General features: G+C 66.5%; 17 protein-coding genes. 14 read left to right on the plus strand and 3 right to left on the minus strand.

Translation table 11 applies throughout. The annotated features are described in order from the left end of the window. Nucleotides 1-2: 2 nt before the first annotated feature. From rdgB to rph, 3 genes are read right to left on the minus strand one after another with little or no spacing between them, the layout of a single operon-like run. Nucleotides 3-599, minus strand: coding sequence for an RdgB/HAM1 family non-canonical purine NTP pyrophosphatase (rdgB, locus tag DX03_RS03895; protein ID WP_038686487.1), 597 nt, complete (start codon nt 597-599; stop codon nt 3-5). Next, complete coding sequence (locus DX03_RS03900; protein WP_038686488.1) at nt 596-982, minus strand: VOC family protein; 387 nt, start codon at nt 980-982, stop codon at nt 596-598. Before DX03_RS03900 ends, rdgB begins: the two co-directional genes overlap by 4 nt. Next, nucleotides 979-1,707, minus strand: a complete 729-nt coding sequence (rph, locus tag DX03_RS03905; RefSeq protein ID WP_038686489.1) for a ribonuclease PH — start codon at nt 1,705-1,707, stop codon at nt 979-981. Before rph ends, DX03_RS03900 begins: the two co-directional genes overlap by 4 nt. 124 nt (nt 1,708-1,831) lie before the next feature. Here rph and DX03_RS03910 point away from each other — a divergent pair, with 124 nt between their 5' ends. From DX03_RS03910 to DX03_RS21390, 14 genes are all read left to right on the plus strand, one after another. Then, nucleotides 1,832-2,692, plus strand: coding sequence for a YicC/YloC family endoribonuclease (locus tag DX03_RS03910; protein ID WP_038686490.1), 861 nt, complete (start codon nt 1,832-1,834; stop codon nt 2,690-2,692). Beyond that, a complete protein-coding gene (gmk, locus tag DX03_RS03915) occupies nt 2,689-3,354 on the plus strand; it encodes a guanylate kinase (protein WP_051598735.1) in 666 nt (221 codons plus the stop codon). The genes DX03_RS03910 and gmk overlap by 4 nt, the downstream gene beginning before the upstream one ends. 112 nt (nt 3,355-3,466) lie before the next feature. After that, nucleotides 3,467-3,766: a DNA-directed RNA polymerase subunit omega gene (gene rpoZ / locus DX03_RS03920; protein ID WP_005410877.1), complete on the plus strand. Its 300-nt coding sequence runs from the start codon at nt 3,467-3,469 to the stop codon at nt 3,764-3,766. A gap of 237 nt (nt 3,767-4,003) precedes the next feature. Continuing rightward, nucleotides 4,004-6,163: a RelA/SpoT family protein gene (locus DX03_RS03925; protein WP_038686491.1), complete on the plus strand. Its 2,160-nt coding sequence runs from the start codon at nt 4,004-4,006 to the stop codon at nt 6,161-6,163. A 268-nt stretch (nt 6,164-6,431) separates the two neighbouring features. Then, nucleotides 6,432-6,824, plus strand: coding sequence for a RidA family protein (locus DX03_RS03930; RefSeq protein ID WP_038686492.1), 393 nt, complete (start codon nt 6,432-6,434; stop codon nt 6,822-6,824). Nucleotide 6,825: 1 nt separating this feature from the next. Beyond that, on the plus strand, nt 6,826-8,937 hold the full coding sequence (recG, locus tag DX03_RS03935; protein WP_038686495.1) for an ATP-dependent DNA helicase RecG: 2,112 nt from the start codon (nt 6,826-6,828) through the stop codon (nt 8,935-8,937). Between the two features lie 123 nt (nt 8,938-9,060). Then, complete coding sequence (locus DX03_RS21070; RefSeq protein WP_038686497.1) at nt 9,061-9,579, plus strand: hypothetical protein; 519 nt, start codon at nt 9,061-9,063, stop codon at nt 9,577-9,579. Nucleotides 9,580-9,900: 321 nt separating this feature from the next. Further along, complete coding sequence (locus DX03_RS03945; RefSeq protein ID WP_038686499.1) at nt 9,901-10,836, plus strand: nucleoside hydrolase; 936 nt, start codon at nt 9,901-9,903, stop codon at nt 10,834-10,836. Between the two features lie 112 nt (nt 10,837-10,948). Further along, on the plus strand, nt 10,949-11,191 hold the full coding sequence (locus tag DX03_RS03950) for a type B 50S ribosomal protein L31 (protein WP_038686500.1): 243 nt from the start codon (nt 10,949-10,951) through the stop codon (nt 11,189-11,191). 246 nt (nt 11,192-11,437) lie between these two features. Further along, a complete protein-coding gene (locus DX03_RS03955) occupies nt 11,438-12,805 on the plus strand; it encodes a citrate synthase (protein WP_414715949.1) in 1,368 nt (455 codons plus the stop codon). A gap of 717 nt (nt 12,806-13,522) precedes the next feature. Beyond that, the gene (locus DX03_RS03960; RefSeq protein WP_038686505.1) at nt 13,523-13,885 is read left to right on the plus strand and encodes a NirD/YgiW/YdeI family stress tolerance protein; all 363 of its coding nucleotides are present in this window, start codon (nt 13,523-13,525) and stop codon (nt 13,883-13,885) included. 1,124 nt (nt 13,886-15,009) lie between these two features. Then, nucleotides 15,010-15,507, plus strand: a complete 498-nt coding sequence (locus DX03_RS03965) for a CS1 type fimbrial major subunit (RefSeq protein WP_038686507.1) — start codon at nt 15,010-15,012, stop codon at nt 15,505-15,507. 68 nt (nt 15,508-15,575) lie between these two features. Further along, nucleotides 15,576-18,299, plus strand: a complete 2,724-nt coding sequence (locus DX03_RS03970; protein WP_038686509.1) for a TcfC E-set like domain-containing protein — start codon at nt 15,576-15,578, stop codon at nt 18,297-18,299. Beyond that, nucleotides 18,296-19,426 carry a CblD like pilus biogenesis initiator family protein gene (locus tag DX03_RS21390; protein ID WP_038686511.1) on the plus strand — a complete coding sequence of 377 codons (1,131 nt, stop codon included), beginning with the start codon at nt 18,296-18,298 and terminating at the stop codon, nt 19,424-19,426. The genes DX03_RS03970 and DX03_RS21390 overlap by 4 nt, the downstream gene beginning before the upstream one ends. The last annotated feature ends 6 nt before the right edge of the window (nt 19,427-19,432 follow it).

Here is a 19,432-nt window from a genome sequence, read left to right on the forward strand (position 1 = left end):
CATCACAGCAACGCGGGCAGTTTCTGCTTGAGCAACTGCAGGGCCAGCGCGCGATGGCTGATGGCATTCTTCTGCGCGGGGTCCATTTCCGCCGCGGTCAGGCCGTGCGTCGGGTCCAGGAATACCGGGTTGTAGCCGAAGCCGTTGCTGCCGCGCGTTTCGTCCAGGATCATCCCTTCCCAGCTGCCTTCGCAGATCAGCGGCTGCGGGTCGTTGGCGTGGCGCAGCAGCACGATCACCGCGTAGAAGCGGGCGGTGCGGCGCTCGGCCGGCACCTCGCGCAGCGCGTCGAGCAGCTTGGCGTTGTTGGCCGCATCGTTGGTCGGACTGCCCGCGTAGCGCGCGCTGTACAGACCGGGCGCGCCGTCCAGCGCGTCCACGATCAGGCCCGAATCGTCGGCCAGCGCCGGCAGGCCGGTGACGGCACTGGCGTGGCGGGCCTTGATCAGCGCGTTCTCGACGAAGGTCAGGCCGGTTTCCGGCACGTCACTGACGCCCAGCTCGCCCTGCGCCACGATCTGCAGCGGCAGGTCGCCCAGCATGGCCTGCAGTTCCTTCAGCTTGCCGGCGTTGCCGCTGGCCAGTACCAGTGTCTTCATTTCGGCTCCAGCAGGTCCCAGGTGTTGCCATACAGGTCGCGGAACACCGCCACGGTGGCGTACACCTCGTTGCGCGGGGTCTCCAGAAATTCCACGCCACGCGCGGTCATCGCGGCGTGGTCGCGCCAGAAATCGTCGGTGTTCAGGAAGAAGCCGACGCGGCCGCCGGTCTGGTTGCCGATCCGGCTGCGCTGCTCGTCATTGCTGGCACGCGCCAGCAGCAGGGCAGCTGCGCTGCCGTCGCTCGGACCGACCACCACCCAGCGCTTGTCGCCCTGGTCGATGTCGTCGATCAGGGCGAAGCCGAGCATGCCGGTGTACCAGGCAATGGCCTCGTCGTAGTCGGCCACCACCAGGGTGGTCAGCGCGATGCGGCGGTTCATGCAGACGCCAGGGCGGCCTGCTGCGCCGCGAACAGGTCCTTGATGCCCTTCTCGGCCAGCACCAGCAGCGCGTCCAGCTCGTCGCGGCGGAACGCGTGGCCTTCGGCGGTGCCCTGCAGTTCGATGAAACCGCCGCCGTCGTTCATGACCACGTTCATGTCGGTGTCGCAGTCACTGTCTTCGGCGTAGTCCAGGTCGAGCACCGGGGTGCCGCGGTACACGCCCACCGACACCGCCGCCACCGCGCCGAAGATCGGGTTGCGCTTGATGTCGCCGCGCTTGATCAGGAAGTTCACCGCGTCCACCAGCGCCACGTAGGCACCGGTGATGGCGGCGGTACGGGTGCCGCCATCGGCCTGCAGGACGTCGCAGTCCAGGGTGATGGTGCGTTCGCCCAAAGCGCCGCGGTCGATGCAGGCGCGCAGGGTGCGGCCGATCAGGCGCTGGATTTCCAGCGTGCGGCCGCCCTGCTTGCCGCGCGCCGCTTCGCGGTCGTTGCGGGTGTGGGTGGAGCGCGGCAGCATGCCGTACTCGGCGGTGACCCAGCCTTCGCCCTTGCCACGCAGGAAGCCGGGCACGCGGTTTTCCACGCTGGCGGTGCACAGCACGCGGGTTTCACCGAAGCTGACCAGCACCGAGCCCTCGGCGTGACGGGTGAAGGCGCGCTCGATGCGCACTTCGCGCAGCTGGTCGGCCTGGCGGCCGCTGGGACGGGTGTCGGACATGCGTTGGGGTTCCGTGGAAGCTGGGGGAACGCGACCATGCCCGCACCCCGAGGGGGCAGGCAGGGAGGCTCGAATGAGACCGCTAGGGTACCATTCCCCCTTTGGGAACATCGGAAAACCCACCATGATTCGAAGCATGACCGCCTATGCCGGCGGCGAGCGCGCCACCCGCTGGGGCACGCTGGCCTGTGAGCTGCGCTCGGTCAACCACCGGTTCCTGGAGGTGGGCGTGCGCCTGCCCGACGAGCTGCGTGCGTTGGAACCGCAGCTGCGCGAGCGCGTCGCTTCCCGCTGCAGCCGCGGCAAGATCGACCTGGTCATGCGCCTGCGCGCGCCGGAGGTCACCGGTGCACTGGTGGTCAACGACGTGCTGCTGGCCCAGCTGGGCGAACTGGCCCGCCGTCTGGCGCCGGGCTTCCCCAGCCTGCAGGTGAGCTTCACCGAGCTGCTGCAGGTGCCGGGCGTGATGCAGGGCGAAGCGGTGGACGCCGCGGCGCTGCATGCCGAGGCGCTGGCCCTGCTGGATGCCACCCTGGACGGATTCGTGGCCGCGCGTGAGCGTGAAGGCGACAAGCTGGCCGCCGCCATCCAGGAACGCGTGGACGGGGTGGAGCGCATCGCTGCCGAGGTCACCACGCTGATTCCGCTGATCCGCGAGGGCCAGCGCACCAAGCTGGCCGCGCGCCTGGCCGACCTGCCGCACCCGGTCGATCCGGGCCGTGCCGAGCAGGAGCTGGTGATGTGGCTGCAGAAGCTGGACGTGGATGAAGAGCTGGACCGCCTGGGCAGCCACATCGTCGAAATCCGCCGGGTGTTCACCCAGCGCGAGCCGGTGGGCCGCCGCCTGGACTTCCTGCTGCAGGAATTCAACCGCGAAGCCAACACGCTGGGCTCCAAGTCGGTGGACAGCCGTACCTCCAATGCCGCCGTCGAGCTGAAGGTGCTGATCGACCAGATCCGCGAACAGGTGCAGAACATCGAATGAGCAGCCAGCCCACGCCCGCCGGTGCGCCTGCGCGCGGCACCCTGTACATCGTGGCCGCGCCCTCCGGGGCCGGCAAGAGCAGCATCGTCAACGCCACGCTGGCGCGCGACCCGCAGATCGCCCTGTCGATCTCGTTCACCTCGCGGGCCACGCGCCCGGGTGAAATCAACGGCGAGCACTACCATTTCGTCAGCGCCGAGGAATTCGAGCGGATGATCGCCGCCGGCGATTTCTTCGAACATGCCTGGGTGCATGGCGACTGGAAGGGCACCGCGCGGCAGTCGGTGGAACCGCAGTTGGCCGCGGGCCAGGACGTCCTGCTGGAGATCGACTGGCAGGGCGCCCAGCAGGTCCGGCAGCTGGTGCCGGGCACGGTGACGGTGTTCATCCTGCCGCCGTCCAAGCAGGCCCTGCAGGACCGCATGCGCAAGCGCGGCCAGGACAGCGAGGCGGTGATTGCCCAGCGCCTGTCCGCCGCGCGTGAAGAGATGCTGCACTTCAACGACTTCGACTACGTCATCGTCAACGAGGTGTTCGAGACCGCAGTGGACGAGCTGTGCGCCATCTTCACGGCCAGCCGGCTGCGCCGGGAGGCCCAGAAGGTCCGCCACGCGGGCCTGATCCAGGCTCTGCTGACCCAGGATGCGGCCTCAACTGACTGATTCCAAACGGGGTGCTAGCGGGTTGGCTTGATTTTGTCCAGCCCCCGCCGGTACAATCCGTCCCCTTTCCCTCATTCGATTGAGCAGCCCTCACCGGCTGCCGGGAGCCCGCATGGCCCGCATCACCGTAGAAGATTGTCTGGAAGTCGTGAACAACCGTTTCGAACTGGTCATGATGGCGTCCAAGCGCGCCCGTCAGCTGGCCAATGGCGTTCAGGCCACCCTGGACAACAGCGAAACCGAAGACAAGCCGACCGTGCTGGCGCTGCGCGAAATTGCGGCCCGCAAGATCGACAACGCCCTGATCGACGAAGTCGAGAAGGCCGAACGCGAGCGTGCAGAGCGTGAAGCACTGGAATGGGCCGCTGCCGAAGTCGTCGCCGACGAAGACATGTCCAAGAACGACGACTGATCGCCTCGCGCGAACCGGTTGTGGTTGCACGAACAGCCCGCCTTGGCGGGCTGTTCTGCGTCTGGGCCGCGGAAACACCGGCACGCAACGACGCAGGGTGATCTGTCCAGGCAACGACCGTTGGCCATCGCGCCACCACCGTCCAACGCGGTAGACGACGACCGTTGGTCGTCGCAGCCCCCTCCGATCCCTGTTCAGATGTTTGCCGTTATCCCGCCGCTGGAATAGTCTTCCAGCATGAACCCAGGCCCCACTGCCAAGGTCGCCTCGCCCCCCGGCGCGGCCGTACCCGACTATGTCCTCCAGCTCGAACGCGCAGCGCATTACCTGCCGCCCGAGCAACTGCCGTTGCTGCGCCGTGCCTGGGAAGTGGGTGCCTCCGCGCATGCCGGGCAGACCCGCAAGTCCGGTGAGCCCTACATCACCCATCCGGTGGCCGTGGCCCAGGTGCTGGCCGAGCTCGGCCTGGACGTGGAAGCGCTGATCGCCGCGATCCTGCACGACACCATCGAAGACACCCCGCTCACGCGTGAGGAACTGGCGGCCGAGTTCGGCGAAGCGGTGGCCGAGCTGGTCGACGGTGTGACCAAGCTGGACAAGCTGAAATTCCGCGACCGCCAGGAAGCGGCCGCCGAGAGCTTCCGCAAGATGCTGCTGGCGATGTCGCGCGACCTGCGCGTGATCATGATCAAGCTGGCCGACCGCCTGCACAACATGCGCACGCTGGGCGCGCAGAGCCGCGAAGCGCGCGGCCGCATCGCCCGTGAAACGCTGGAGATCTACGCCCCCATCGCGCAGCGGCTGGGCATGAGCCTGGTCAAAAGCGAGCTGCAGAACCTGGGCTTCAAGGCGCTGTACCCGTGGCGCCACGCCATCCTGGAAAAGCACATCCGCAGCCAGCCGGTGGTCCGCCGCGAGGCGATGGCGCAGGTGGAAGTGCAGCTGTCCCAGCGCTTGGCCAAGGAAGGGCTGGAGCACCGTCTGGTCAGCCGCATCAAGACCCCGTGGAGCATCTACAACAAGATGCACGACGAGAACAAATCCTTCGACCAGGTGATGGATGTCTTCGGCTTCCGCCTGGTCGTGCGCAACGTGCCCAGCGCCTACCACGCGCTGGGCGCGGTGCATGCCACCTTCAAACCGCTGGACGGGCGCTTCCGCGATTTCATCGCGATCCCCAAGGCCAACGGTTACCAGTCGCTGCACACGGTGCTGTTCGGGCCGTACGGGTCGCCGATCGAAGTGCAGATCCGCACCGAGGAAATGGACCTGATCGCCGAGCGAGGCGTGGCCGCGCACTGGACCTACAAGTTCGGCGGCGACTCGCCCAACAGCGCGCAGAGCCGCGCGCATGCCTGGATCGTGGAACTGATCGATTCCCAGCGCGCCGCCGGTTCGTCGCTGGAGTTCCTGGACAACGTCAAGGTGGACCTGTTCCCGGACGAGGTCTACCTGTTCACCCCGAAGGGCAAGATCCTGGCCCTGCCGCGCAACTCCACCGCGCTCGATTTCGCCTATGCGGTGCACACCGACGTGGGCAACATGGCCGTGGCCTCGCGCGTGGACAAGAAGCTGGTGCCGCTGCGCACCAAGCTGGTCAGCGGGCAGACCGTGGAAGTGATCACCGCGCGCTCGGCCACGCCCAAGCCGCAGTGGCTGGAGTTCGTGGTCAGTTCCAAGGCACGCACCGCCATCCGCCACCAGCTCAAACAGCTGGAGCACGAAGACGCGGTGCAACTGGGCCACCGCATGCTCGACCGCGCGCTGGAGGCGATGGACAGCTCGCTCGAACGCCTGCCCAAGGGGCGCCTGGATGCGTTCCTGGCCGAACACCGGTACCCGCGCCTGGAGGCCCTGCTGGCCGAAGTGGCGCTGGGCAACTGGATGCCCAACCAGGCCGCGCAGGCGCTGATGGCCTACGCCGAGCTGCGCGGCGGCGCGCATTCCAAGCACTCGCAGGAAAAGATCCTGATCAACGGCAGCGAGCGCGGCGTGGTCAGCTTCGCCAACTGCTGCCAGCCGATCCCGGGGGACGACATCATGGGTTACCACACCGCCGGCAAGGGCATCGTGGTGCACCGCATGGACTGCCCGAACCTGGCCGAACTGCGCAAGTCGCCCGAGCGCTGGGTGCCCATCGGCTGGGACACCACCGTGTCCGGCGACTACGACACTTCACTGGTGGTGGAAGTGGAAAACGGCACCGGCGTGCTGGCCCAGCTGGCCGCGGCGATCGCCCAGAGCCATTCCAACATCGAACGCGTGGACTACCTCGACCGCGATTTCAACGCCGCGGTGCTGGCCTTCAACATCCAGGTCCGCGACCGCAACCACCTGGCCGAGGTCATGCGCAGACTCCGGCGGTTGTCGGTGGTGCAGTCGGTTCGTCGGCAGTAAACCGCGTACCGCGCGGCGATGATGGGCGCCGACGCTCTTGGCGCACCACCGGGGGTAGAGCCGACCGTTGGTCGGCTGCTCGCGCACCGCACAACAATGATCGACATGGTCGGCCGGCCGACCAACCGTCTTCGTCATTTTCCGGCCAGCCGACCAACGGTCGGCTCTACCAGGGATTTCGGCTTCGATGTCGGCTTCGGATGCGTCGTCGGGGAGGGCGAGTCCGGCGGTACAATGGTGGGCCCACTTTTGTTCCCCTGGAGCTCCCATGTCCCGCCAGATCATCACCAGCGCCAACGCCCCGGCCGCGATCGGTCCGTATTCGCAGGCTGTGCGTGCCGGCAACACCGTGTACTTCTCCGGCCAGATCCCGCTGGACCCGGCCACCGGTGACATCGTCGGCGCCGGCGACATCGAAGCGCAGGCCCGCCGCGCCTTCGACAACCTCAAGGCCGTGGCCGAAGAAGCCGGTGGTTCGCTGGACCAGATCGTCCGCCTCGGCCTGTACCTCACCGACCTGGCCGAATTCGCCAAGGTCAACGCGGTCATGCAGGATTACTTCAAGGCCCCGTTCCCGGCCCGTTCCACCATCGAAGTGTCCGGCCTGCCCAAGGGCGCCAACTTCGAGGTTGATGCGGTGATGGTGCTCGACCAGGCCTGACGTGGCACGGTCACGGGCTCCTGCACCGGCACTGGCCGCGGCCGGGGAAGCATCGCTGTCGATGCTTCCCGGGATCGGCCCGGCGGTGGCCACCAAGCTGGAGGCCCGTGGCCTGTCCTCGTTGCAGGACCTGTGGCTGCACCTGCCCCTGCGTTATGAAGACCGCACCCGGCTGACCACCATCGCCCAACTGCAGCCCGGCGTGGCCGCGCAGGTGGAAGGGCGGGTCAGCGCGGTTGAACGCGGCTTCCGTGGCCGCCCGGTGCTGAAGGTCGCCATCGAGGACGACTCCTACGGCACCCTGGTACTGCGCTTTTTCCATTTCCGCTCGCAGCAGGTGTCGCAGTTCGCCGTTGGCGCGCGCATCCGCTGCTATGGCACCGCCAAGCCCGGCCATACCGGGCTGGAGATCGTCCACCCCAGTTACCGGGTGATGGGCGTCAACGACGATGACGATCTCGGCGACAGCCTCGACCCGGTCTACCCGGCCATCGAGGGCGTCGGCCCGGCCACCCTGCGCAAGTTCATCGGGCTGGCGTTGGACCGGTTGCCGGAAGAATCCACGCTGGAACTGGTGCCGCCGGGCTGGTTGTCCGGCATGGGCCTGCCGTCGCTGCGCAGCGCGCTGCTGACCGTGCACCGGCCGCCGCCGAATGCCGACCTGGCCGCGCTGGCCGCCGGCCGCCACCCGGCACAACGCCGCCTGGCCATCGAAGAACTGCTGGCCCACCACCTCAGCCTGCGCCGCCAGCGCATGGCACTGCAGGCGCACCACGCACCGTCGCTGCGGGGCCCGGGCGTGCTGGTCAGGCAGCTGCGCGACAGCCTGCCGTTCCAGCTCACCGGCGCGCAGCAGCGCGTGTTCGAACAGATCCGCAAGGACCTCATCAAGGCGCACCCGATGCTGCGCCTGGTGCAGGGGGATGTGGGGTCGGGCAAGACCGTCGTGGCCGCGTTGGCGGCGATGCTGGCAGTGGAGCGGGGCAAGCAGGTTGCGCTGGCCGCGCCCACCGAACTGCTGGCCGAGCAGCACCTCAACAACCTGCGCGCCTGGCTGGAACCGCTGGGCGTGCGCACTGCCTGGCTGGCCGGCAAGGTCACCGGCAAGGCGCGCACCAAGGTGCTGGCCGACGTGGCCTCCGGCGACGCACAGGTGGTGGTCGGCACCCATGCCCTGATGCAGGACAGCGTGGTGTTCAAGGACCTCGCCCTGGCCATCGTCGACGAGCAGCACCGCTTCGGCGTGCATCAGCGCCTGGCCCTGCGCGACAAGGGGGCGGACGGGCGCAGCGTGCCGCACCAGCTGGTGATGACCGCTACCCCGATCCCGCGCACGCTGGCGATGTCCGAGTATGCCGACCTGGATGTGTCGGCCATCGACGAACTGCCGCCGGGGCGCACCCCGGTGCAGACCGTGGCGTTCAACAACGACCGGCGCCCCGAACTGATCCAGCGCATCGCCGTGGCCTGCGCCGAGGGGCAGCAGGTGTACTGGGTGTGCACGCTGATCGAGGAAAGCGAAGAGCTCGATGCCACCCCGGCCCAGGCCACCTTCGAATCGCTGCAGGCGCTGTTGCCGGGCGTGCGCGTGGGCCTGGTGCATGGGCGGCTCAAGGCCAGCGAAAAACTCGCCACGATGGTGGCGTTCAAGGCCGGTCAGCTCGACCTGCTGGTGGCCACCACCGTGATCGAAGTTGGCGTGGACGTTCCCAATGCATCGCTGATGATCATCGAAAACGCCGAGCGACTTGGCCTGGCCCAGCTGCACCAGCTGCGCGGTCGGGTAGGGCGCGGCTCGGCCGTGTCGCGCTGCGTGCTGCTGTACCAGGCACCGCTGTCGGCCATGGCCCGCGAGCGGCTGGAAACCATGCGCCAGACCAACGACGGCTTCCTGATCGCCGAAAAGGATCTGGAACTGCGCGGCCCCGGCGAACTGCTCGGCACCCGCCAGACCGGCCTGGCCGCGTTCCGCATGGCCGACCTGGCCCGCGACGCCGACCTGCTGCCGGGCGTGCACGACCTGGCCGAGCGCCTGCTGGCCGAAGCACCGGACGTGGCTGACAAGGTCGTGCGCCGCTGGATCGGCACGGCCGTGCGGTATGCCTCGGCATAGAACGCCGCCTGCCTGGTGGTGTCGGCCGTTGACGGGCGAACCGCGATACCGATCGCTCCGTCGGCTGACCAAGGCGCAGTATCCGACACACAAACTGGAGACTCCCGAAAGGGAAATTCTGAAATGGACAAAGCAAGAAAAACCTCGACGGATACGCTCGTAACATCGGTGGGGGCTGACTCGCATTCCTCGCTGCTGAAACGACTATTCGCTGAACTTGGCATCGGAGAGGATCGCTTGGAAAAGTATCCCCTGAATCTCCCAGGGCGGCGGCTATGGTCAGATGAAGCGCGGGGGCTGCAACTGGATTTTAAGAATGCTTGGCTGCTGGGCGATGATCCTCGCCATGCACAACACGAGGGGCCTTGGATGCTTACGAAGGTCGTATTCTGGGGCGCACGAAAGAAGAAGATCCCATACAGCCATCCTCTGCCCTATGGGGTGAATTTCCAGATGTCGCGCGACGCAGCAAGGATGGCGTTGCTTGAAAGCGGATTCGGAGAAGCCAGGCAGATGGGCTTCTCGGACGAAGTGGACATGTGGACGCGTAAGGGCCTGGAGGTAACGATTGACTATTCCGGAGAAAAAGATGCCATTCGTTGCCTAACGGTAGGCGTCCCTATCAACCGCAATGACACGTAGTCGTGTCTGGATATAGGTGGCGGATGACATCCACAGCATTGCTCGGCCCGTCATAGAGCGTTGCCTGGGTCCAGACTCGCTGGGTCTGCCCTTACAACTGGTGATTGAGGGAGTGGCGAAGTTGGAGGGGCTCGCACAACGCCCTCTGAAGCGATCTGCGCGAATTGGGTCAGGAATCTCCTTCCGCGCCTATTGCGCGCAGGCCGGCGCATGGGGCGGATGATGGGCGAACCGTAGGTCGGTCCGGATAGGCATCGCCCCCGCCTTGTATTTGTCATGACAGGGTGCGAAAGTCCCTTGCCGATTATCAAGACGGCAACGATGACCAAGAAGATTCCGCTGTTGATCGACACCGATCCGGGTGTCGATGACGCCCTGGCCCTGTTGATGGCCTTCGCCGATGAGCGCCACGATATCGTGGGCCTGACCATCGCCGCCGGCAATGTCGGCCTGGACCACACCGTGCGCAACGCGCTGAAGCTGTGTGAAGTGGCCGGCCGCGAAGACGTGCCGGTCTACGCCGGTACCGCCGACCCGCTGCTGCACCCCTCCGTCGACGCGGCCCACGTGCATGGCGCCGATGGCTTTGGCGATGTGAACCTGCCGGCCGCCAAGCGCCAGGCCGAAGCCGAGCACGCCGCCCTGGCGATCCTGCGCCTGTCGCACCAGTACGCCGGCGAGCTGTTCCTGGTGGCCCTTGGCCCGCTGACCAACCTGGCCCTGGCCCTCAAGCTCGACCCGAGCCTGCCGCAGCGCGTGAAGCGCTTCCTGGTGATGGGCGGGGCGGTGACCTGCCACGGCAACATTACCCCGGCGGCCGAGTTCAACATCGCCTTCGACCCCGAAGCGGCGCACGTGGTGTTCACCGGCTTCCCGCACATCGAAGTAGCCGACTGGGAGGCCACCGTCGCCCACGGCCTGCTGCACGCCGACGTCGAGAAGTGGCTGGCTGCCGACACCGACAAGGCCCGCTTCTATGAGCTGATTTCGCGCCAGACCCGCCTGTGGTCCGAAGACAGCCGCGGCGAGCGCTGGTTCGCCGCCGATGCCCTGGCCATGGCCTGGGCGCTGCAGCCCGAAGGCGCCCTGCGGGTCGAATCGCGTCCGCTGAACGTCGAACTGGCCGGCGTGCACAGCCGAGGTGCTACCATTGTCGACTGGAACCGCCAGACCGGGCAGCCGGATAACACCCAGCTGCTGATGGCCTACGACCAGGGGCGTTTTGAAGCCCAGGTCCGGGCGGCACTCGGCGTCTGACGACGCCGCTGCGGCGGACCTTTCGCACGGTTGATGGTCCCGGCTTGCCCTTTGCGGCATCCGGGGCTATAATGCCGCTCTTGATCACCAGCCCTTATTACGGTGCGCGCCCATGAAGGCCGATACTCATCCTGTTTACCGCGACGTGGTTTTCCACGACGTTACCTCTGATTTCAAGATCCTGACCCGTTCGACCATGTCCGCCAAGGAAACGGTCAAGTGGGAAGATGGCAACGAGTACCCGCTCGTCAAGGTTGAAATCTCCTCGGCTTCGCATCCGTTCTACACGGGCAAGCACAAGGTGATCGACACCAGCGGCCGTATCGACAAGTTCCAGAAGCGCTACGCGCGCTGAGTTGTCGCTGCAGTTGCACGAAAACAACGGTCGCCTTGGCGGCCGTTGTTTTTTTGTGTCCGCTCCAGGGCCGTGAACTGAACGCAGGCCAAGCGATGCACGGGTGCCTGCGGAACGCTGTGTCCGGACGTTGTTGTCCGCATGCCGCGCGGAGCCTTGGCGCTGCTGGCAGGGCGCACCATACGCAGCCCCGTACCCGCGTCTACGACTTCCGTCCTAGGGCGGCAGAAATGTTGCTGTGCGATAATGGCGGGATCCACGGTAACGATCGTGGACTTCCTTCACGTGCCTGCCCCATGCGCTTGGGTGGGCGCCTTCCCTCGAGGAGCGCACACAGTGTCCGATCTTGATCAGGTCACGCTCAACGCCGGCGAAAAGTCGGTTGTTTTGCCCGTCATCAAACCTACGCTCGGCAACGATTGCGTCGATATCTCGAAGCTGACCAAGGAAACCGGTCTCTTCACTTACGACTCCGGCTTCACCGCCACCGCCAGCTGCAAGTCCGCCATCACCTACATCGACGGTGACAAGGGCGTGCTGCTGTATCGCGGCTATCCGATCGAGCAGCTCTCGGAAAAGTCCAGCTACGTCGAAGTGGCCTACCTGCTGATCAATGGCGAGCGTCCGAGCGCCGAGCAGTTGAAGGCCTTCACCGACGAGCTGGCGGCTGAAGCCAACGTCGATGCGTCGATCAACACCTTGATCGGCAGCTTCGCCAAGGATGCCCATCCGATGGCCATCCTGACTGCCGCCATCGCGCAGCTGTCGGGCATCTACCACGCCTCGCTGGACCTGTCCGACGCCGAACAGCGCCGCCAGGCCGCCGTGCGCCTGATCGCCAAGGTGCCGACCCTGTCGGCGCTGATCTACCGCCACGGCAAGGGCCTGCCGGCCAACACGCCGGACACCTCGCTGGACTACGTCAGCCGCTTCCTGAAGCAGACCTTCGAATCGGCCGACGGCCAGTACGAACTGAACCAGGACGTGGTCAAGGCACTGGACCTGCTGTTCATCCTGCATGCCGACCACGAGCAGAACGCCTCGACCTCGACCGTGCGCCTGGTCGGTTCGACCGGTGCCAACCCGTACGCGTCGGTCGCCGCTGGCGTCACCGCGCTGTGGGGTCCGGCCCACGGCGGTGCCAACGAAGCCGTGCTGAAGATGCTGGAAGAGATCGGTTCGGCCGACAACGTCGAGTCCGCCGTGCTCAAGGCCAAGGACAAGACCTCCGGCTTCCGCCTGATGGGCTTCGGCCACCGCGTGTACAAGAACTTCGATCCGCGCGCCAAGGTCATCGGTGAGATGACCGGCAAGGTGCTCAAGCAGCTGGGCGTGCAGGATCCGCTGCTGGACGTGGCCGTCAAGCTGGAACAGGCCGCGCTGCAGGACGACTACTTCGTTGCCCGCAAGCTGTACCCGAACGTCGATTTCTACAGCGGCATCATCTACAAGGCGCTGCAGATCCCGACCGAAATGTTCACCGTCATGTTCGCCCTGGGCCGTACCTCCGGCTGGGTGGCCCATTGGCTGGAACAGCAGGTCGATCCGGAAATGAAGATCGGCCGTCCGCGCCAGGTCTACACCGGCAGCGACGTGCGCGACTACCAGGGCTGATCGTCCCGGTAACGCGTGTTGAAGAACGCCCCGCACTGCGGGGCGTTTCTTTTGGTTCTTCTCCCATATGGGTGCAAGCAGAAACGTGCCTTGACGATTTGCAGGTGCAGTCGCCGGCGGGTCGGGCGCGGGGCCCCCATGCCCTTTCCGGCGAATGTCCTCCGGCGTCGGCCTGCGGCCGCCACCTCCCCCTTTATTTCGCCTCCAAGGGCATGGGGGCCCCGCGCCCGACCCACCGACAGCACCAGAAAAGCCTGGCGTCCCCTGCTTACCGCAAGCCGAGCCCCGTAGCGGCCGGTAGGCTCCTGGGCAAAATAAAGGAGGAGGCCGCCACGCGGCCGGGGGACATTTGCGCCAGGGGCCTACGGGCTGCTACGGGGCCCTCACGCTCGCGACCGGCCGGATCGAGACGCCAGCCGATCCAAACGGCGCCTGCACCCCCGGCCATCCGCGTCGCGGCGTACTCACTCTGCGACGGCCGTTGCAACAAGACGCTCGCCGTACATGGGCGAAGAAGCTTGAGTCTTGCGCGGTGGCGCCGGTTGGTGTGGGCACCCCGTGCAGCCACCCATGGGGTGGTTCCCCCCGTCATGACGATGAACGGTGTCTCCGCGCAGGCGCGCTGCGCTGACGTTTTCGTACTTATTGCATGGGTCTATCGGGCTCTGCGGATCAGGCTGGTCGCATCAATCGAGCCGTTCCCGAAGGAGACCAACCATGAAGCGCTACCTGCTGATTCCCCTGCTTGTTGCCCCCGTTGCCCTGCATGCCAGCGACGCCTTGGCCGGCTATACCGGGCCGGGCGCCTCCGCCGTCGCCACCACCGTAGCGCAGGCGCGCCAGCAGCGTGACGACCATGCGGTGCTGCTGCTGGGCCATCTGGTCGCCAAGGTCGGCGACGAACGCTACCGCTTCCGCGACGCCACCGGCGACATCGAGGTCGAGATCGACGACGAGGACATGCCTCACCCGCCCATTGGCGCATCTGCCACGGTGGAACTGCTGGGCAAGGTCGACACGCACCGCTTCAAGCCCACTGATATCGAGGTGAAGCGCGTGCAGGTGCTGCCGCCGCGCTGACCTCCCGCATGCCCGTTTGCGCACATCGCTGTATCTCTGCGCCAGCCCGGTGCGTGAATGTGAGAACACCGGCCGAACGGAACTGTGCGTACGCGCCCAGATTCAAATGTTGAATAGGGCATCACGTGATTCAGGCATCGACGCGCCCAATGGCCGGGCGGACGCTCTCGTCGCATCCTGCGGCCTGCCGTGCAGCGCGGGATGACCAGGACCGGGCTGGCGCAGGCATGGCGCCGACCCGCCGCCGATGCATGTGGCATCCGCAACGCAGGGGGGTGTGATGGGGATGAAGTCGCAACAGCGGTAACCGAACCGACCCGTGCCAACGCCTCGCAGACGCGCTGCACCGGACAGACGAACTGGTGGAAGCAGGTGAACGATCGCGCGTCGTTGCGTACCGTCGTGGGCGATGGCACATCGCACGGCGACGCAGCACTGTCGCCGCCGTGCCCACCCCCCTCTGCGCAACGCACAGGTTGATGATGACGTGGCCGCCATGGGCGGACGCAGGACGCCGCGTGCCCTGCGCCCCTGCCCGGGGCGCATCGCCGGAAGCAATGCCCGCTGGACCACAGGCAGACGCTGCAGTTCCTTCCAACGGAAATGGAGACGCACACATGGCCGGTCCAGCAGACCCCGCGCGGAGACCGCCGGCGACTGCTGCGGCAGAGGTGTTGGCGCGCTACGCCCGCGAGGTGCTGCCGGTGCCGGTGCCGGCCGCGCGCGACTCGGCGATGGTACGGCGGGTGCGCGAAGAGATGTGGAAGGATGTCCAGGAGATGCTGCTGGATGAGCCGGTGTTGAGTGGGGTGTGGGCCGCAGGGACACGCGTCCAAGTGGCTGGAGACAGGAACATGCGAAGGGCGGCTGCGGCCGTCCTTTGCGTATCCAACGCCTTCCCATACGAACCGATAGAGGCACGCTGCGTAGGAATTTCTGCAATGTTCCGGGAGTGCGCGTGTCGTCGCAAAATCGCACCCGCGCTGCGGTTTTTAGGAGTGGTTGAATGGGTAAATCACGCCTCCCTGACTAACCTGACTGGGCTGCTACACCCCCACGCGGTGACGGCGGTGCTTCCTGCGGAAGCTTACTTTCGAAGTACCCAAAAATAGAGAGAGAACCCCATGTCGAACATTCTCAAGAAGGCCGCGCTCGCTGCAGCGCTGGTCACCGCTTCGCTGTCGGCCAACGCCGCCGAATCCCATATCACCGTCTACACCAATGTCGATCCGTCCCTGGCGTTGATGAAGCAGGATGGCACCGCGTTGCCGGACTCGATCGCACTGGACCACGTTCCGGGCCAGGGGTTGAATACGCACAACGAGCGCGTGCGTATCTACACCAACGATGAAGACAAGGATGTGGAAGTGCGGCTTGGACATGCGCCGTCGCTGGTACCCAAGAGCGGCATCGGCGCCGCCGTTCCACTCACCGTAAGCCTCAATAAGCGCGCCCTGACCGTTGCGTCACAGGATTTCCTGGCAGCGGACCTGTACGACGGTGCGCTCAGTGGTGCATCGATCGTCATGGACCTCGATATCGCCCAGACCACCCGCACCCCGATCACGGTGCAGGGCGTGTACGAAGGGATCGTCAGCGTGGTTCTGACCCAGAAACCGTAACGGTTCAATCCTCGCGTTACCCCACGCCGGCCCGGACACCGGGCCGGCGGCCTCAGGCAGTACTCCCCATGAAAGCTCACGCACCCGCCCTGACCCGGCTGGCGGTCGCGCTCGCCTTGTCGTTGGCCACACCGCTGGTCGCGGCGCGCGGCGTCCCCGTCGGTTTCGAAGATCTGGTCGCCGGCCAGACCGAGCACCTTGATGTGCGCCTGTTCGGCCGCACCGCCGGATTGTCGCCGGTGCGCGTCACTCTGGAGAACGTGCAGCTGGAAGATCCGGCGCGCGTGCTGCAGGCACTCGACCTTTCCGCCGAGGCCCAGGCTGCGTTGCTGCCCGCGCTTTCCCAGCCGCTGCCGCGCAACAGCCATCTTGCCTGCCGCTACGGCACCGGCAGCGCGGGCTGCGGCTATCTCGACCCGCCAGAGGACCCCAATACCGTGCGTGCACTTTACGACGAGGGCGAGGGCGCGGTGCGCCTGTTCGTCGCCCGCCAATGGATTACCGCCGAGCCGGCGGCCGACCGTTTCCACACGGTCAGCAGCAACGCCGACAATGCGTTCCTGCACCAGCAGACAGTGAACTTCAGTGGTGGCCGCGGCTACCAGGCGCTGACTGCACAGGGCGCAGGTGCGCTGGGTGTACTGCAGCGCGGCCACATTGCGGTGGATTGGAACTTCAACAGCCAGCAGTACCGCGGTGGCCAGCGCCGCCATGACGTCCAGTTCGACAACGCGTACTACCGCCATGACCTGGGCCAGCAGCACTATCTGCAGGCCGGGCGCATGGATCGTCGCAACCTGTCCAGCCCCCAAGGGGGCACCTTCAGCTTCAGCATGCTGCCGATGGACCGCTTCGCCGGCCTCCGCGTGGGCACCACCCAGGCTTACGTGGATGCTGAGGCGGCGGTGCAGGCGATACCGCTGACCGTGCTGCTGGCGCGCGATGCGCGGGTGGATGCCTTCGACGGTGAGCGCCTGCTGCAGACCTTCTACCTGCAGGCGGGCATCAACGAACTCGACACCCGCCGCTTCCCGTTCGGCAACTACAGCGTGACCCTGCGCATCTACGAAGATGGCGTGCTGGTACGCAGTGAGGACGCGCCGTTCGACAAAGGCGGCGACTGGACCAACAGCAGCGTGCAGTGGTTCCTGCAGGGCGGCCGCCGCAACGAGCGCCGCAGCGACCGTTTCGACGGCGAGATGGCAGCCATGGCCGGCCTGCGCCTGCCGTTGGGACGCGCTGCCGCCGTCACCGCTGGGGCCGCCGACCTCGGCGGCTTCAGCTATGGCGAGCTGCGCGTGGACCTGCGCCACGCCTTCGCCACCCAGGATATACGCGCTACCTTCAGTGGCCTGCGGGGCAGTGATGGCAGCACCGGCCAGCAGCACCAGCTCTCCTACCGCCGCCATGCGTCCTGGAACCTGTACCAGCAGCGCATGCGCGGCAAGGCGTGCCAGTTCGAGGACGACGCCCGAGACCGGCTGGGCTGTGCCGATTCACTCAGTGCCTCGATGGCGCTGCCGCTTGCCGGTGGCAGTGCGTACGTGGCCTATACCCGGCGCCAGACCTGGAGCCGCGGGCGGCTGTTGGCAGGGGACATCGACGACCCGTTGGCCGCACTGGACCCGCTGCCGCCACCGTGGGAGCAGCGCTACAGCAGCGAGCCCAGTCTCACCCGCACCTGGCAGGCCAGCTACAACCGCGTGCAGCGCTGGCAGGAGTTCAGCATCTCCACCCGTGTCGGCGTGTGGCAGCAGCAGAGCCACAGCAGCCTGCGCGACGGCCGGGACCGCGGCATTTTCCTCAACCTCAGCCTGACCCGCCTGCAGCGCGGCGACCGCGGCACCTCGCAGCGCCGCTACAGCCTGGACGTGCGCCAGCCGCAGCATGCGCGGCCGGAGATCAACTACAGCGCCGGGCAGACCCTGCGCCAGGACGTGGACGCGCAGTACCGCGAAGCCACCGTGGATCTGCGCGGCAACAACAGCGACCGCTACAGCGCCGCGCTCAGCGCGCAACTGCAGAACAGCATCGGCCACACCGGCGGCACCGTGGCCCACTACCAGCAGCGCGGCCGCACCGAGATGGCCTACAGCGCCACCCACAGCTCTGGCCTGGCACTGGGCCGGCACGGGTTCTACTGGGGCGGCGGGCTGGGGGCCGAGGCCGGTCTGGCCGTGCAGGTGGACGACACCGACGACCTGGAACTGACCGGCGTCGCCGCCGAACTGCAGGTGGGCGGCCTGCGCCGGCAACGGCTGGCACTCGGCGAGCGCCGACTGTTGCCGCTGCCGGCCTACCAGAGCCACCGCGCCGAAGTGCAGGACGCCAGCGCTCTGAACAGCGATGCCGCGATCCGCGTGACCGGCGTGGGCGGCTCGCGCCCGGTATTTCTGTCACCCGGTCGGCTGCTGCAGATGCCGGTGCCGATCGAGGTGACCTACACCTTTATCGGCAACGCGCGCGACATCGCCGGGCTGCCGTTGGGCGGCGCCCGCATCCTCAATGCGCCGGTGCCTGGCACCGGCAGCAACGGCGGTTTCGTGGCCGATTTCCCGCGCCGCGAACGCACCCTGTACCTGCTGCAGGACGACCGCCTGTTGCAGTGCCCGCTCAGGGTGCGTGAGCGTCGCAGCGTGGTGATGCTGGTGGGCGCCGTGCAGTGCGAGCCGCTGGGCGTGGCGCAGTTGCCGGCGGAGATCCGCCAGCAGGCGCGGGTGACCCGGTTGTTGCAGGAACAGGCCCTGCTGGCGGCGACGCCGCAGACGGCTTCTGCTGGAGGTACGCCATGAACCGGCGCGGTGTGTGGGCGGTGATGCTACTGATGACGCTGTTGGTGGTGATGCCGAAGGCGTGGGGGCAGCGGCCGCCGGAGACGCATCCGGTGAGTGCTACGCAGAACATTGTGATGTCGTGGGATCGGTCGGCGCTGCCGGGGGATATCGAACTTTGGGTGCCTGAAGTTGTCCTCGGATACAGCGCGAACCAGTCTCTGAAGTATGGCCAGCTCCATTTTACGTGCGCATCGGCAACTGACCCAAGAACGGGCGCTTGCCCCGTCACGGGCATTGCAACTATCGGCAGCGGTTCGGCAATGATCGAGGTGCAGGCCACAGAGCGGCGCTCGGGTCTACGTACAAGCTTCTCAGTGAGAGGATGGATCAATCGGGGCATGGAGACGCGGATATGCGGTTCCTACTGGCTCGACCCCATTCGTCCACCTTGGATTGCAGTCAAGGATGACTGTGGAGGCGAACCTTCCGTTGGAACCCGAGCTGGCCTGCTGATTCCCGTGGAGGAGATATCCAAGCTTGTAGCCGGGCACTGGGATGCTGAACTCATTCTTACGTTGCGTGACGAGCTGTCGGGGCCGGCGGTTGCGACGCATCGCTTTACGTTTGATCTCACCATTACCGACCGCAACGCTGTCTCAATCTACTTCCCGGCCTTTCACCACGTCACTCCACTGGTACAGCTCAACTCTGACTACGACCCTATACGCCAGACGGTAGGCGGCCGCACCGTACTCGAGATGTGTCTGTACGACGGGCTCGGCTCCCAAGCCCAGTACCTCGGCGTGACCGTGCGTGACCGCAGTGGCAAGCCGCCCGGTCCGAGTGGCTATTCGCTCTGGCATACCGATGGTGGCAGCGACGATACCCGTCGCCTGGACTACACCGTCACCCTGGACCACAACGGCGCCCCGGTGCTCATGCCCAACGGCGTGGAGCAACAGCTGCATGGCATCGACACAGCTTTGCTGCGCCTGGTGTTGTTGCCCGGCATGAGCCAACCGGTGTTCTGCGTCCCCACGCCGATCACCTTCGATATTCCGCGCGTCCCCATTTCCACCCAGCAGGCCGGCACCTACTTCGGCGAGCTGCAGGTGGAGCTGCGCGTCCCCACGGTCACGCCCTGACCTTCC

It is taken from the genome of Stenotrophomonas rhizophila (assembly GCF_000661955.1).
GTDB classification, from domain to species: domain Bacteria; phylum Pseudomonadota; class Gammaproteobacteria; order Xanthomonadales; family Xanthomonadaceae; genus Stenotrophomonas; species Stenotrophomonas rhizophila.